18 protein-coding genes are annotated in these 14,812 nt (G+C 54.4%); 3 read left to right on the top strand and 15 right to left on the bottom strand.

Annotated features, from left to right (window positions below; all coding sequences use genetic code 11):
• Window positions 1-39: 39 nt before the first annotated feature.
• On the bottom strand, window positions 40-354 hold the full coding sequence (locus FBX99_RS16165) for a phage tail assembly protein (RefSeq protein WP_145132064.1): 315 nt from the start codon (window positions 352-354) through the stop codon (window positions 40-42).
• Window positions 355-510: 156 nt separating this feature from the next.
• Here FBX99_RS16165 and FBX99_RS16160 point away from each other — a divergent pair, with 156 nt between their 5' ends.
• Both FBX99_RS16160 and FBX99_RS16155 read left to right on the top strand, forming a co-directional pair.
• Window positions 511-804 (top strand): hypothetical protein, encoded by a 294-nt coding sequence (locus FBX99_RS16160; RefSeq protein WP_145132063.1) that lies wholly within the window; start codon window positions 511-513, stop codon window positions 802-804.
• A gap of 61 nt (window positions 805-865) precedes the next feature.
• A complete protein-coding gene (locus FBX99_RS16155) occupies window positions 866-1,060 on the top strand; it encodes a hypothetical protein (RefSeq protein WP_145132061.1) in 195 nt (64 codons plus the stop codon).
• A 73-nt stretch (window positions 1,061-1,133) separates the two neighbouring features.
• Here FBX99_RS16155 and FBX99_RS16150 read toward each other — a convergent pair whose 3' ends face one another.
• Window positions 1,134-1,502, bottom strand: a complete 369-nt coding sequence (locus FBX99_RS16150) for a DUF6124 family protein (protein ID WP_145132059.1) — start codon at window positions 1,500-1,502, stop codon at window positions 1,134-1,136.
• Window positions 1,503-2,631: 1,129 nt separating this feature from the next.
• Between FBX99_RS16150 and FBX99_RS16145 the strand changes: the two genes are divergently transcribed.
• The gene (locus FBX99_RS16145) at window positions 2,632-3,441 is read left to right on the top strand and encodes a hypothetical protein (RefSeq protein WP_145132057.1); all 810 of its coding nucleotides are present in this window, start codon (window positions 2,632-2,634) and stop codon (window positions 3,439-3,441) included.
• A gap of 50 nt (window positions 3,442-3,491) precedes the next feature.
• On the opposite strand, the gene FBX99_RS16140 is transcribed toward FBX99_RS16145, so the two are convergent.
• The 13 genes from FBX99_RS16140 to FBX99_RS16080 form a co-directional block, all read right to left on the bottom strand.
• Complete coding sequence (locus FBX99_RS16140; protein ID WP_145132055.1) at window positions 3,492-4,238, bottom strand: hypothetical protein; 747 nt, start codon at window positions 4,236-4,238, stop codon at window positions 3,492-3,494.
• Window positions 4,239-4,480: 242 nt separating this feature from the next.
• Window positions 4,481-5,173, bottom strand: coding sequence for a hypothetical protein (locus tag FBX99_RS16135; protein WP_145132053.1), 693 nt, complete (start codon window positions 5,171-5,173; stop codon window positions 4,481-4,483).
• A gap of 80 nt (window positions 5,174-5,253) precedes the next feature.
• Window positions 5,254-5,778: a phage major tail tube protein gene (locus tag FBX99_RS16130; protein WP_145132051.1), complete on the bottom strand. Its 525-nt coding sequence runs from the start codon at window positions 5,776-5,778 to the stop codon at window positions 5,254-5,256.
• Window positions 5,779-7,200, bottom strand: coding sequence for a phage tail sheath subtilisin-like domain-containing protein (locus FBX99_RS16125; protein WP_145132049.1), 1,422 nt, complete (start codon window positions 7,198-7,200; stop codon window positions 5,779-5,781).
• A gap of 6 nt (window positions 7,201-7,206) precedes the next feature.
• Window positions 7,207-7,437: a hypothetical protein gene (locus tag FBX99_RS16120; protein ID WP_145132047.1), complete on the bottom strand. Its 231-nt coding sequence runs from the start codon at window positions 7,435-7,437 to the stop codon at window positions 7,207-7,209.
• On the bottom strand, window positions 7,434-7,910 hold the full coding sequence (locus FBX99_RS16115) for a Gp37 family protein (protein ID WP_145132045.1): 477 nt from the start codon (window positions 7,908-7,910) through the stop codon (window positions 7,434-7,436). Before FBX99_RS16115 ends, FBX99_RS16120 begins: the two co-directional genes overlap by 4 nt.
• Window positions 7,910-8,341: a gp436 family protein gene (locus FBX99_RS16110; protein WP_145132043.1), complete on the bottom strand. Its 432-nt coding sequence runs from the start codon at window positions 8,339-8,341 to the stop codon at window positions 7,910-7,912. The genes FBX99_RS16115 and FBX99_RS16110 overlap by 1 nt, the downstream gene beginning before the upstream one ends.
• Before the next feature lie 3 nt (window positions 8,342-8,344).
• Window positions 8,345-9,325 (bottom strand): major capsid protein, encoded by a 981-nt coding sequence (locus FBX99_RS16105; RefSeq protein ID WP_145132041.1) that lies wholly within the window; start codon window positions 9,323-9,325, stop codon window positions 8,345-8,347.
• Window positions 9,326-9,338: 13 nt separating this feature from the next.
• On the bottom strand, window positions 9,339-9,707 hold the full coding sequence (locus FBX99_RS16100) for a head decoration protein (protein WP_145132039.1): 369 nt from the start codon (window positions 9,705-9,707) through the stop codon (window positions 9,339-9,341).
• Between the two features lie 9 nt (window positions 9,708-9,716).
• Window positions 9,717-10,541 carry a phage protease gene (locus FBX99_RS16095; protein WP_145132037.1) on the bottom strand — a complete coding sequence of 275 codons (825 nt, stop codon included), beginning with the start codon at window positions 10,539-10,541 and terminating at the stop codon, window positions 9,717-9,719.
• Window positions 10,542-11,020: 479 nt separating this feature from the next.
• Entirely contained in the window at window positions 11,021-11,374 is a 354-nt protein-coding gene (locus FBX99_RS16090; protein ID WP_145132035.1) for a DUF6124 family protein, read from the bottom strand.
• A 499-nt stretch (window positions 11,375-11,873) separates the two neighbouring features.
• Entirely contained in the window at window positions 11,874-13,418 is a 1,545-nt protein-coding gene (locus FBX99_RS16085; RefSeq protein ID WP_371923858.1) for an endonuclease NucS domain-containing protein, read from the bottom strand.
• A 141-nt stretch (window positions 13,419-13,559) separates the two neighbouring features.
• Complete coding sequence (locus FBX99_RS16080) at window positions 13,560-14,459, bottom strand: hypothetical protein (RefSeq protein ID WP_145132031.1); 900 nt, start codon at window positions 14,457-14,459, stop codon at window positions 13,560-13,562.
• Between the last annotated feature and the right edge of the window lie 353 nt (window positions 14,460-14,812).

Genomic DNA, 14,812 nt, shown 5'->3' with positions numbered 1-14,812 from the left:
ACCCAGCGCCAGTACTCGACCATGTCGAGCCCGGCGATCTCAGACGGCTGCATCCGGAGCACCAGCAACAGCGCCTCGTCCCAGGACTGCAACAAGGTCACCTGCGGCTGCCATTTCCCGCAACACCTCGGTGGCGAGCCGGGAGTCGGCAATGTCGAACTCGCCGAGGTCTTCGAGGGTGATGCCCAGCATCTTGGCGACCAGCAGATCTTCCATGGCGCCTTCATCTTTAGTCACCGCTTGGGCGGCGGTGATGTCTTTGCGTTTGAGGCGCTTGATGGACAGCGTCGAGATCAGTTCGCCGCTGGCGCTGTTGAAGGGGAATTTGAGAATGAAGTTGAGTGTGTCGGCCATCATTATGCTCCAGGTCGATCAGTGAGATCGATTGCTCTTCGTTGAGCCTGATGGTGACGGTGCGCTTGGATACTGGCTTTTAATCGGATTTAAAGAGAGGATTCAGGCTGCTTTGGAAGACGGCACCAGACCCGATGCACAAGGAGAGATGGAACTATGAGTGAGTCGAACAAAGAAAAATTTAATGATTTGATTACTCAGATAATGAGCAAACTGATCGATGCTTGTCCAACGCCTATTGGCTTGAGTGCGGAGGATTTCGGCTTTCCAGCAGGCCGTCTGGATCCTCACGATGGGTATTACGTTGAAACATCTGAGGAATCATTTTTGAATGCCTGCGTTCGGTGGCTCAAAGAGGAAGAGCTTATCCGTGGAGGGGACGAATACGTGGTGACGGGCCATGGCCTGGAAGTGTTCGATAGCCTGCCCGCCTGCCTTAACATGCGTTGATGGCTGGAGACCGTTCCCATAGCTATGGGAATGATTAACCCTTGCTACGACCGGAGACCGGATGGAAGACGAAATCACAATTGAAATTGACGGCGTGCAGCACACCGCTTTGTATAGCGTCTTCGATGACACCTTGACGGTGTCACTGCCTGATGGAAGCCAACGCTCCACTGAGCTTCGTGGGCTTAACCCTGTCAGTGCCGCAAAGGCTCACTTGCGGGCCTATGCTGGCAGTGTTGCTAGGCAGAGGAAATAAGAAGCGCGGTAATGGCTTTTGATGGTGCGTTTTGTTGTGAGGGCGCAAGCGCCCCCACAACATTGCCTGGCGACTACCCAGGCAACTGGTAGTTATCCAGTACTCGATTGACCGCTAACTCCCCCAACATGATGACCCGTTGCAGCACCAACATCGTTTGGCGTCGTGGGTCGTCCGTTAAATTGACGAGTTCGCTGACCATCACGCTGGCAGATGCCAGGGATTCGCAGGCCTCGACAAGCAACGTTTCGTCATCCACCGCTGCTTCGATGGTGAAGATCGTGCTGGGTCTGCGGGGCGGTATCTGCGTTTTACGCCCCTCAGGATAAAGGTAAAAGTTGAGCGCGCGGTCTGCCGCCTCTTGTAGCTTCTTAGGATCGAGAGAGGTGACACCAGAGAGGACCGGATCGATGCCCGGGGGGTTGGGAGTTACTTTGAACATATGAACTAATTCCAGTGTTGGGGCCGCAACCGCTCTCGACTAAAAGAGGGTGGCGGCTGTGCGCAGGTTAGTCGACCGGTGGAATTAGCAAACCCGGCGCGCCCAAGGGCGCCCTACGCACAACCACCATCAAGTACAGGTTGAGAACGACCTGACTGAATGGTACTTATGCACCTTACTAAAACCGACCGAGCGACTAAACCCGACCACTGATGGGGCAGTGGCAGGTCAACGATAAAGGCCGGGGCTAAAGCGCACAAGCCGGCGGATTCTGACGTACGCGTAAGTATGAGCGCAAGGTTTCGTAGCCTTTAGGACGTTACGTCGGATGTCATTAAACGTGCACTTCAAAGCATGTTTATGCGCGCTAAACATTGAGGGCATTATTGTTTTTTTGGAAGGGTGGCGGCTGTACGCAGGTTAGTCGACCGGAGGAATTGGCAAGACCGGCGCGCCCGAGAGCGCCCTGTGCACAGCCACCATCAAGTACAGGCTGGGAAGGATCTAAATTGGACTTCTTTTGGGCGGCTGGCTGTCGCCCTGAGATCACTTATGGCGCTCTGAATGAAGCCCCCTAACGGGTAGACAGAGGGAGGCAGCTGTACGAGGTCCTTGCAGAGAGGCCAATCAATGCTAACGGTTGAATCCTCGTATAGCCGCCACAAGTGGCCGGACTGCTAAAAAATTGGTCACTGAACGCCGGAGTAGACCGGAGAATCGGGCATCGCCAGAAAGCCTAGGGGCCCGGCGTGCAGCGCCATTAAACATCGGGCGGAGCGGCCTGTTCCTTCACGAGAGGCACCTAAATACCACTGCAGGCTGCTCCGCCCGGTCACTGCGAGCGGTGACGGGGATAAGATATCGCTGAGCGCACAGGCGCGCAGCCGGGGAATTCTGTCGGGGCTGTAGGCAATGGCGCCAGATGATGTACGGCTTCGTAAAAGGCATTGCATGCCGTTTGCCAGAGCGACGTGATGACATGTTCACGCGACCAGCCGTAAATCTCAGGAATACTTTGAAGCCGATAGCGATTGGTTAAGTAACCAGCTAACGTTCTAATTATGTGGTTTTTGACCTCTCGAAGTGTCAAAATTCACTCAAACATCTCCGATTATAAAATGGTTTTCACATGCGGCGTCCAAGAAAAAAACATTATAACGAAAGAGCGCAATATCATCCGCCCCTCTTATCACAGCAAAATCAGAATTCACAAAAATTGGATGTTTGGCTTTCTCGACTGAGCCATTTGTCTCAGTTTGGTCTTTTTGCCCTTACCATAGGCGCTTTGTATTTTACAGTCATTCCCTTATACAAAACGGCAGCATTGGAAGAAAGCATTGCTCGTCGCGAGTTCGAGCTTACCGCTACGACCGAAAAGCTTGAAGTCGCCACCGCAGCCCTTGAGAAAGTTAAGCTTGAAGCATATGAACGCGACAGACGGGATCTGCAGAAACGGATAGTTTTTGCTGCCCCATACTGTTCAGGCCTCATGACACCTCCAGAAGCTTATCTAGGAGAAAATATATTGAAGGTCGATACAGCACAATGTTTTCTTGCTGAGTTTGAAAAAAGTGATGCTGAGAAGATACTAAAGCCTGAGGACTATACATATATTAAGCATGTTGCAGATGACATTTCACACACCCTGTCTCTCTTGCAAAAACAAGCAATGCTAGATGTAGACTCAGTTCCAGAGCGGGCAGCGAAAGATCCGTCTATCTTGGTTCCAATGGGGCCACTGGAGCAAGAGGCAGAAGAGTTTTCAAAGACAATGGAAAAACTTGCGCCAGGAGTTATTAAGCATAGTGATAAGCTGCAAGCAGCGATAGCTCGAACTCGCAATAAAATCGCTTTGAATTTCTCTGATGCCGTGCGCAAGGAGATCATCAAGATATTCGATTTGGATTGGCCAAAAAAGCAAATAACGGGATTGAACTAGCTAGGCCGGTACTCAGTCGAGTGTAGGAGTCGCGGCCGATTACACTAGATTTATTTCAATGGGTTTAGCTTAGACAGTTTCAGGCACGCCAGGTAGAAAAGCGCGAGGCTATTCGACGCGGTAGTAGACCTGGGAGACATCCAAGATACATGGGCTTTAAACGCTGAAATCAGACACAAAAAGTCAATTGCGGCGATGGATTTGTAAAAATTAATTGGCTTGCCATAAGCTTCATCGTCGTATGCCCCATGAAGGATTCCATGTCTATTCGTCATGTCTGGATGTGGATATTTTTCTGATCCGATATACAGATTTCGGTCGGTAAAATCGGAGAAGGAATCCAGCATCGAGACCAGCTCGCCCACGTCTCCCATGCTTTTGGTTATAGCGTCGTGCTTGCAATCATCAGCCAAAGCCTTGAATCCGGGCCGGATATCACCGAAGGCTATCCCTCGGTCAGCTGCAATCCTTTTGGCTGCCCCTTCGATTACTGGCATCAGCCCACCTACTGCAATGTGATCAAGGCCCATAAAGTGGGCTTGTACTGCCTCGGAAATGATTACTTTATAATCCTGAATGAATGGCGTGACGGGGTATCTCTCAGTGACCATCGCCGCTAAATTCACCGGGGAGTATGCAGAAGCTAATACCTCTTCCAGATCATCCTGAGTGAACAAATTACCTTTTCTATGAATCTCTGCGCATACAGCATCCAAGAAGCCCATTGTGAGATAGGGCGGGATGAACCATCCGACTCCTCCCAGCGTTGATCTATAATGTTCCAGCGTTCCTTGCATACCTGCCCTCACACGTTAGATAAGCGTTTCGCACGCCTCCTACCAAGCTATTTTCTCTGTTTATTAGGCAGAAAATAGTCAGAGCGCACGTCCATAGTGATGCATTATAGCTTGCAAACGGTCGTCTCTGTCGGCCTGTGGTCTACCGTTCTATAACGGCGTTCGCAACGTACTTTCTGTGGTGCTATCAAGTTATTCCAAGAATCAGATTCATCCGCATAATACGTGCCCCAGCCAACACGTTATGATTTGTTTAGTATAACGGTTACTTTCGAAGCTCCTAACTCCGTTAACGTTGCATCCAGCCTTCTTAGATAGTTAACCGTAAATTTATCGTAGTGCTGCAATAGATTCCAGGCGCTTTCTTCGGTGTTACGCTTAGAACCCAACGCATCGTATAGCCCTTTGGCTTTTTGGTCCTTAAGGTTTTCATTGATAATATCTTGCTCTAATGTCGCAAGTCGAGCGTAGCATTCGATTTGGTCGGAGAGTTTTTCAACATCATAATCCTTTTCGTCCCCAGGCGGCGAGCAAGGGTTTGGGGATGAGTGATTAGTTATAGGGTGAATGTCAATTTCATCGATATGAACCAGCTCATTTGCCATATTTTTGCCAAAGTAACGCGACAGCCTAAAATGTTCCGCTATCAGTTGTTGGCGCCAGTTTCGTTGGAATTGCATATACTCGTCCCATGGCCCGTGAGAAAATTCATTCCAACCCTTTTCATTTATTTCTTTTAGTAACTTATCCAGCGCATTGTAGCCGTCGTACAACAGACGGCTGGTTTCTTGCGCGGTTGCTTGGGCACCGTCCAAAAACTTTGACTTGTCAGCCCGTTCGTCTTGGTGAGCCTGCTGCAAGTTTGTACCTGCAAGAGTGAAAGCCGCCGTCAGCAGCGAAGCCCCAAGGGTCTGCCACCACGATGAATCAGCCATTAATTGTCATCCAGTTATGAGTCCAGGGGACAGTATCGGCCGGCGCTCAGGCTTCATGAATCGCTGCCCGCCATTACCCGCTATGCCTGACCAATGTTCTTCCGGTACCTACTCAACTGATCCACCCCACCCACCCGAAAAATATTCGCCAAATAATCCAGCAACACCACCTCATCCCCATTGATCATCTGCCGCACATAGGTCGCCGAAAACGGCGTCTCATACTTGGTCGAGTCCCGCGGCTTATGCGTACCCAACTGGTACTCCTTCCCGGTGATGGTCATGGTCGTGACCAGCGGAACCTCATTGACCAGCCCGCCGTTATTGAACACCTGCACGTTGGAGCGGCATTGCAGTTGCACGCTCTTGAACGGCGTGACCAGCTTCTTCGCCGCTTCGAAGTACAAGCTGTTCCAAGTGATTTTCCCTTCCAGCTTGTCGATGCCATCCGGCAGCTCAATCAACCCGACCATGCCCAGCCCCTGAAAGTCATTCATCATGGTTTTGAGGGTGCCCAGGTCGATCTCTTCACACTTGCCAAAGAAGCTGGCGCCGTCCAGGTAGATATTGGCGTTTGAAATACGGTGTGCGCTAAAGCCTGCCATTTATGCGGCCCCCAGGTTGACCAGGTATTGCCCGGTGATTTCGGTTTCGAAGGTGCCACGCTCAAAAGGCGGTGGCACAGTGAGTTTGTAGTTGAACAGTGCGTGGCCTTGTTCCAGTTCGGTTTGCGGGTTACGCGCCGGGTCGTACCAGCACTCGCCGCCGAGTAAGGCGCCGTCGCCGATGAGTTTGCGCAGGAACAAGTTGACGCTTTCGGTGATGCTGGTGATGAGCGAGGTGGTAATGGGTTGGTCGACGAATTGCAGCGAGCTATAGCGGATGGATTCATCGACGACGTCTTTGGTGCGTCGCACGTTTTCGAAGTTGCGCATGTGGGTGACGGTGGGCCACGCCGCCGTGCGGTTACCCCATAGACGCAGGCCGGTGCCGAAGGAATTGAAGACGGTGGTGATGCCGTTTTCATTGAGCACGTTGACTTCGCTGTTGGGGTCATCGATCCGCGCCGTTAATGGCCGCTCCAGCCCAATGACGCCGATCAGTGCCTGGTTGGAACTGCTCCACCAGTAACCGTGGTCGTTATCGACTTTTGCGCGCAGGCCGGCGGCGCGGATGGACAGCGGTTGCAGGCGTTCTCCGTTGGCGGCGTCGTGGACTTTGACGTGGGGGTAGCACAACCGCACACGGTCGCTGCTGGTATCGAAGTTGATGCTGCCGGTGGGCCCCCGCCCGGCGAGTACTTGTTGCACGGTCATGCCGATGGGGGCATCGATGTAGGTCACGCCGCCCACTTGGCCGGCCGAGGTGCTGAGTTCAACGCTCACGGCTTTCAAGGTGCTGAAGCCTGGGGCGATGAAAATCTTGGGGAAGAAACCCAGTTGGTTGTAGCTGTCTTGGAAGGCTTTTAAGCCGGTGCGCCGCCCGGCAACGGTGATGCCGCCGATGATGTCTGCGGCGGCAACTTTGCTGGGGTCGGCGTAGCTGTAGTCCACTTTGATCGGGGCGTTGACGGCAATCTTGCCGGTCGCCACGCGCCGGACGTGGCCGGTGAGTAAATCAGCGGTGTAGTCCTGGTCTTGTACGAAGGTGACGGCCCCATCGGCGGACTTTATTTGCAGCGTTTGCAGTGCGCCGTGCTGTAGCTGCAAGTTATCGTTCTCGGCGAACTGGTCGACTTGGTCCGCCACATGAGTGCTGTGGATGGCCGGGTCCAAGACGTTGACGACCAGCACCGTGCCGGCGCCGAAGTCGTGGATGCCGTCCAGGGCTTCAGGGATGCTGTAGCCGGTGGTGTGTGGGCCGAACTGGGCGGCGTCAGTGTCGTTCAGGCACAGGGTCAGCTCATTGATCGAGCCGGTAGGTGCGGTGCCGACCAAGGCGATGACGGCCGACTTGACGACCCGAATGGGCCGAGGGCCACGCTCGATTTCGGTGGTTTCGATGCCGTGTAGATAGTTGGCGGGCATGGCGCGTTATTCCTTTGCGGAGAGTAGAGACGCGGGCGTTTTGGCGGCGGATTTCATGTCGGTGGGCAGCCGTTGCAGGTGTTTGAGCGCCAGCAGCACGAGGGTGTATTCGTGGTCAGCGGGTAACTCGACGGGCTTATCCGGATGCAAGAGCACGTCCAACGCCTCGCGTTTTTTGCCGACCCAGAGGGAAGCACCACTGGGCGGGCCGCTGTAGCGGTAGCGGGTCAGGTTCATATAGGCACCTTGAGGTTTGCGCGGGTGAGCAACGCGGGGGCGGATTGCACTTGGGTGGCGCGGGTGGCGTAGTCCTGGGCGTACTGCCAGACGCCGTTCACGTAGCCAATGTATTGCTCAGCGATGGGATGGCAGGCCTGATCGGCATTGGGTGGATACCAGCCACAGAGGCAGTCGCGCAGACGGTCGAGGTGGCTGACGACGCCGTCTTTACCGTTGAGCTGCCGAAAAATCAGGGTAAGGCGCAGTACCAAACTGCGGGCCTGGAACGTCATGTCAGTGCTTTGCGTCGGGCCAAATGTCGATTTGACGTAGGCCAGCAGAACCGCGCCGTGGGGATGGTTGAGGCGGTACTGAACCGGGTTCTCGGGGAACAACTCGATGCTCAGTTGCTGGCCGAACTCGTTTTGCAGCCGAGCGAGGATCGCCTCCAGCAGTTGTTCAGTTTGGGTGGTGGGCATAGGGTCGGTCATCAGTAGCGCTCCCAGGTCTGTGCATCGAATTGTTGAGGGCGTACGCGCACGCGGACCTCGCCGGGCTCTGGCACGGCGTGACCGGTGGGCAGGCCGAGGGTGACGACGCCGTCGCGAATGCTCTCCAGCAGTTTGAGGGTGTCTTTGCGGCTGCTGATGACCGCCTCGGGCAAGGCGCCTTCGGGGCGACGTTGGTACAGCCAGTGCCGGGCCAGGTAGACCACGGCGTCGCGCAGTACGGTGGGCACTTGGTCGAGTGGCAGGCGGTAGCGGCCACGCAGGTAGCCGTCGACCAGCTCTTGCGCTTGCCTGAGGCTGTCATCGATGACGCTTTCGTTGGGCTGCGCGGCGGCCGGGTCGTCGCTGGACAGCTGGGTGAGTGTCATCAATGGAATGGCGTTGCCGAGGTCGGCACGGGTGCAGTAGCGCATGGCTCAACCCGCCTTCAGTTCAACGAGGGCTTCGGGGAACAGGCACATGGCCAAGGGGTTGGCCTGGGCTTCCAGGTCCCAGCCTTTGCCCATCTTGCGCGGCTCGGCTTTGCTGTAAAACGCCTGGCCCAGGGTGTTGACGGTTTCGTTGTAGTTGGCCGGGGCGTTGAACAGACGGAACACGCCCCGGGCGACGGGAAAGACCTGGGCGATGTCAGCCGGGATGAAGCGCTGGCCGCTGACGGTGACGTCGTATTCGATGTACTCGATGCCGCCGAAGGTGAAGCCCGAGCGCATGTCACCGCCGAGGCGGTCTTGCGCGGCCTGGTAGTGGGCGAAGGCTTCTTTGACCTTGGCGTGGTCGGTGAACGCGTCGAACCAGTCTGGCCCACACAAGGCGCGAAAGCCGGTGACCATCACGCCACCGAGTTTGGATTCGGCGTGGCGCTTGGCGTCGAGGCAGGCTTTGCGCACGTTGGTCTCGGGCTTGCTGAGGGGCACGGTGACCTTCTTCTGTTTGACGTCGAATTCATCAAACAGGTCGAACAATACCGAGCCATCGGCGTCCAGCAATTGGCCGCGCAGTGCGCCGACGCGCTGGAATTCGCGGGTGGCCTCGATGCTGTTTTTGAGTTCCTGCAGGTGGTCGTTGACGACGGTAACGACGGGCGCGGTGGCGTTTTCCTGGCCGAAGGCGGCGATGCCTTGCAACTGGCTGGGCAGGATTGAGCTGCTGACCGGCAGGTGCAGGGTTTCGAAGGTGCGGCGTTTGCGTTTGCGACCTTCGAGCGGCGCGGGGTCGTCGTTGCGTGAGGTGTTGGGCACTAGCACTAACCGGCCTTCGCGCTCGTCGATGATGACGCTGGTGCTGGTGACGCCTTTTTCGTCGAACAGGCCCATGGCGCCGACCTTGCCGGGAATGGCCGGGAGTTTGTTGATGGCGGCGGTGAGGTTGGCGACGCTGAACAGGTCTGGCAGGTTCATGGGTGGCTCCAGGTTAGAGGGTTGCGCGGGCGACGATGCCCAGGGCGTTGAGTTCGTCGAGCGCGACGGCTTGCTGGGCTTCGGTGATGCCGGCGGGCCAGACCAACTGCCCCAGGGCCAGGACGGCGCCGCGGGCGATGACCACGCCGGGTTGATCGCCGGTCGTGGCGTTTACGCGTTCGGCCAGGACGGCAGCGGCTTTTTTGGTGGCACCGCTGCCGGCGGGATCAAGGCGTTGGTATTTGCCGGCGACTTTGGCGAGCACCTGACCGAGTGGGTAGTCGGTGCCGGCGAGCAACGTGACGTTGCTTTTGGTCCAGCCGGGGCAGACTTGGAGCAGCAGTAAGTCGCCCAGGTCTTTGGGTTGGTTGAAGGTGGCCATGGGGGATTCCTAGCGTTGGGCGCGGGCGGCGGCGTCGGCGAGTAAGGGGTTGGTGGGTGCGGCCTCGATTAGGCCGGTGCGGGCCTTGGTGGCGACTTCGGTGAAGCTGACGGGGTTGGTCAGGTCGTTAAAGAGGGTTTTGAGGCCGACGCTTAGGGGCTGGCGTTGGTCGCCTTCGCCGAACGACAAGGGGCTGGTGCCGGACTGCGCGGCGTCGAGGGCGGCGATGACGACTGGGGCGTGCAACGGCTTCATGCCGGCGGCGACCAGTTGTTCGGCGTAGGCGACGCTGGCTGCGTGAGTGGTTTGTTGTGCGGCGAGACGGGCTGCGTTGTCGCGTTGGGCGAGTTCGGCTTTGAGGCGGTGGTTTTCTGCTTCTAGTGCAGCGGTGTTCGGTTCGCTTTCGCTGAACTCGATGACGCCGGGTTCGCCTTCGGCCAGTTCGATGGGGCGCAGGCCTTTGACCGCTGGCGGCTGTGCGCCGAGGAAGCCGACGTGGCGCAGGTAATAGACGCCGGGCACGGGGTTGTTGGCGGCGGTTGGGTGGTAGAAGGACGCTGAGATTTTTTTGTAGCTGCCCTTGGCGATTTGCTCGGCGAAGGAGGCGTCGATTTGTTGGGGTTCGGCGATGAGGCCGTGGGCGGTGGCGGACAGGGATTTGACCCAGCCGGCGGCTGGGGCATCGTGTTGCGGGTGGCCGATGACCAATGGTGCTTCGTGGAGGGTTGGGTTGTAGGCGGCGACGGTGGCGGCCAGGTCGGCTTCGGTGAAGTTGTAGGTGGTGCCGCATTGGGCGGTGTGGGTGCCGGGTTTGAAGATGTGGAGTTGGGTCATGGGGGTGCGCTTTGGTGGAGATGGTGCGCACAGCTTGGGATCTTCGGGCGGGGTTGGCTTTTAATCAGGATTAAGGAGGTGGTCTTCCGAGGATTGTAGGGCTGAGATCAGTCCAGATCGTCAGTGTTTTGGGCAAGTACTGGGAGAGCCTGGGATGATGAGGCCATCTACTGAGGCGCAAGGCCTCTGACGCGTTTTATAAAGTATTTATGTCGGGGATCTGACGTTACTGCCGGCCAACGTGAGTTGGGCTAATGCACGCGGGTCAGATGAGCTTGTAGAGCTTAGTGGCGTTCAACACCCGTCGGGCAAAATGGATGAGCTTATTCCGCGGGTGCCGTCGTTGAGTTCGATGAGCGGCATGCCGTGAAGATAGCCCGTCGAGGGTGACCTGTGCAGTGTGTAAAAGGACACTGCACAGGCTGCCTTGCGTGCCGGTTGGTCGGCGGCCCGGTAGGCAGTACGTTACAGGCTGGGTGCTAGCGTGGATCGACGTTGTCCAACGCTCGATTGACCAACAGTTCGCTCAACTCGATGACCTGTTGAATACCAAATGCAACATGTCGCGGCGATCCCTCAAGGTCGAATGCCAGGATGTTGATCATCGCGTTGGCCGAGGCCAGGCTTTCGCTGAGGTTGGCGAGCAGACTTTCAGTGTCGATGCCGTCGATGACGGTGAAGAGTTGACCCGGTGATGGGTCGGTTTTGGCGTCGGTTTCTTTCGGTTTCAGATAGAAATCCAGCGCCCGATCGGTGGCCTCTTGGACTTTCTTTGGATCGAGGCCGGCGGAGCTGGGGTCCGAATCCGGAGGATTGGGTGTGACCTTGAACATGATGGAACTCCTGTACCTAGTTGAGCCACCATGACTTGTCGCTAAGCAAGTTAGGGTGGCGGCTGTACGCAGGTTAGCGAACCGGGGGTACAGGAGCCCGGCAGACCCGAAGGTCTCCCGCGCACAGCCACCATTACAGCAGTCGCAGATAGGGATATCTGCAATGAGATCAGGAGCGCTGATGCAACCGTACCGATTCGGGTCGCTATACCCGATCACTGATGAGCAGTGACGGAAACAAAACTACCGTTACGGACCAGGACACACAAGCGGGCGGATTCTGGCTTAGTTGTAGGCAAAGGCGCAAGGCGACGTAGCTTCGGGACTAGGGTTCGGTGTTACGGGGTGTGTGGGCTGTAGGACTCGATACCTATAGTAGATTAGAGAACCACGTCAAGCCGGCCTGGCAAAGCCCATTTCGCAAACGCAGAAATGATGGCTCCCAATAAATGTAGAAAACTTAGTCTTCCACGAGCTGGCTTTGTCGTATGAAAAATCTCTATTTAATAAATCCCATAGAGAGGCTCTTTACGGCATTGACCAGACTTCTGCCAAACGCTGCGTGCGATTTGCAAAAATCCTGCATTGTGAATAAATCACTCTCATGAAACTGCCTTGAAATAACTGCACCGTCTTTGGGTGAGCTTAAAAATACACTTTCATTAGCTTTGCCTGGACTAATAATCTTATAAACAACGTGCTGAAGCCCAAGGCCAGCACATGCTAAATCCTCTTGAAGGTACTGTTCGCCGAAGGCATGCATAATAAAATAATGCTCCGTCGAGTCGTAGGAGTTTTTAATCCATTCATCAAAATTTACGTGCGTTCCGACACCATCCCAAGCTAACTCGCCAAGATATATAGTTGTCTGTTTTTCTCCGGAAACGACAAGCTGAAAACTGGGAAGGTATCTAAAGTCATTTTCGCCAAAAATTTTTGAAAGTCCGAGCAATATATTTGCTGGATTATAGAGCTGGATAGATATTGTCGGGGTGGATGAATCGGCTTCCAATTCGTTTATCAGCGCCTTGAAGAAAGCGACCCATGCATCACTTCCCATTAGCACCAGAAAAAGATCGTTCTTAAATTTATCCCAGCTGGGCAGGTACTTAGGAGAGGAAGTTTCGTAAAGATAGTAAGTAGCGCCTCCCTCCGTTTTCGTAAATTCAGATATAAGCTGATCATCAGGCATTAGATCGATATTTTTTTGGTAACGACCGTTTCGTGCAACTACTGCGATTGACCATTCTGATTCCTCCATTAGCTTTAGTTTCTCAGGATAACCTATTTCAACTGTGTCATGACCGCTAATATTATCCATCAATGCGCAGAGGAAATTTTCTTCAAGGTCATCTAGATCTTCATCCCAGTCTAACGCTTGCATTATTCGCTTTGACTCTTCGCTTTCAGGGTTTGAAATCGGTGAGGAGAAGCCAAAATATATGCCGTACGGATAGATAACCTGGCTGTTCCCTCCGTTGTAATCAGCAGTCAGCGTCACAAAATCTGATAACTGGGAGCGGGTAGCAGCCTTTATAATGGTATCGATTCCTCTGTTTCTTTTTGTTGCATCCGTGTACAAAATAAGGCTTTGCTGCCTACTAATCGAGAGCCCTGCATCCATAGCAATTGGAGAAAATTTACTACAATTTACTATCTCGCCTGCACCAGTTGTCGTAATTATATACCCAGCCGTGGGGACTTCGGACGTTTTTAGATAGTCGGAGAATGGAACCGCCAGCTCCTTCCAGTCAGTTGATACCAACAGGGTTCGTATCTTTTCAGCGGGAACCCCTAAAGATGACCGTAGCAGCGCTACATATTTTGTAAGCTCATGCAAAGCAGCTCTAGCTGCTTGGTCACTTCTTTTAATTTCAATAATTACATAGTGACCGAGGCTGTCCTTTGCAAGGATGTCTATGCTCCCACTCGAGCCAAAGCTGTTAGGTAGTTTATATTCCTTGCGAACAATGGTTAGGTCCGACTCGATTATGCTTAAATTAATCGCCAAAAAATCCCTGATTCTTTCTTCTAGCCGGTTCACAATTGCTCCTTGATCGACATTTTCTACAAATACTGCTGCGAGTTAAGTGCTTGGCTTTTGTTTTGATCTAGTGACATGGAAAGCCAACATAGACATTACCTCAAAATTCATCCTGACTGGGCGTCAAGCCTCGTTCGTTTGCTAAGAGCCCCCCATGATTGCCTTAATGTCCTTTACGACCTTCCCGACATCTACTTCAGCCGAAGGCGAACCCACGCTCGCCTCGAAAACCGTTGTGGCCTTGTCCGCCGCCCGCTGGCCTTTGCCTGAATCACCAGTAGCCTGAGAGACCGACGCCGCCGTGGCGGCGTTGACAATCTCTTTTCGCTGCTCAATAGATGCATTCGCAGGCGTGGCTGCGGCAATCGCGTCCGCCGTTGCCTTAACTGCCGTTTGGTTGCCGTTGGTTGCAACTGATGTTGCCGCTGCGCCGGATGCTACAGCGGTCGCTGTAGTGGTATCCGTCACGTTAGTACTAGTGCTTGTACCAGTGTTATTGGCCCCGGTGCTGCTTCCTGTCTCCACTTGACTCAGAGGTTTTTCGTTGGGTCCAACGACGCCTTTTGTTAAATTCAACTCTTGCGCAATGAGCACCGCCGCCATCTCGGCAGACTTGTTGATCATTCTTGTATATTCGGTCGATGAGATTGACATATCATTTGCATAGGCCATGCATAAGCCTGACGCCATTGCCTCATATAGCATCATTCCCTGCGTTTTCTGCGCGACATTCACGACTGTTTTTGCTGCGCTCTCCGCAAAGTTATTACTCATCCCTGGCTGGGCCCCGCCTGCTTTCACCGCAGCTGTAAGGCTGTTACTCAGCGACGCGCCCACATTCTCTGCAACACCTGCAGGTGGTTCTCCACAGGTGCGATTGGTGGAGCCGTTGAGGACAAATATTCGGCGATCGGCTGTGGTCGTGACGGTAGTGAATTTGGCTTTGTGGTCTATGACTGTGACGATTGCTGGATCGGTCATGCGGTCGGTAACGCAACCTGAGGCAGTAAGGACCGCAACGGCAAGCAATGGAACTCTCATGGGCTTCTCCTTGATGGCTTTTTGATTCCATTCGGTGAGAGTAGAACATATTCCAAAATCCGCATCATGATATGGCGTCTAGGAAACAACCGCGTCGAGTGAAAATCACCGAGCCCGCTGGTGACGGTTTCCTTGTGTGTTCCCGCTAACTGAAGGTCGCCATCAGCGTCAGGATCGGCTTATGGCGGACGTCCATGAGTCATGGTTTCTGCCAGATGGCTATCGGCAGTGAGCCCTTTAATCGGCCAAAACAGCTTTTTGGAGGAGCAAACCAAGGTAGCTATTGATAAGTCCACAGAACGTATCGACTCCGCGCTGCAGTTTCTTTACCATCATGGCATGACGTGGGGGAA

It is taken from the genome of Pseudomonas sp. SJZ074 (assembly GCF_007828215.1).
GTDB lineage: Bacteria > Pseudomonadota > Gammaproteobacteria > Pseudomonadales > Pseudomonadaceae > Aquipseudomonas.
This window is presented reverse-complemented; position numbering and strand designations above follow the sequence as displayed.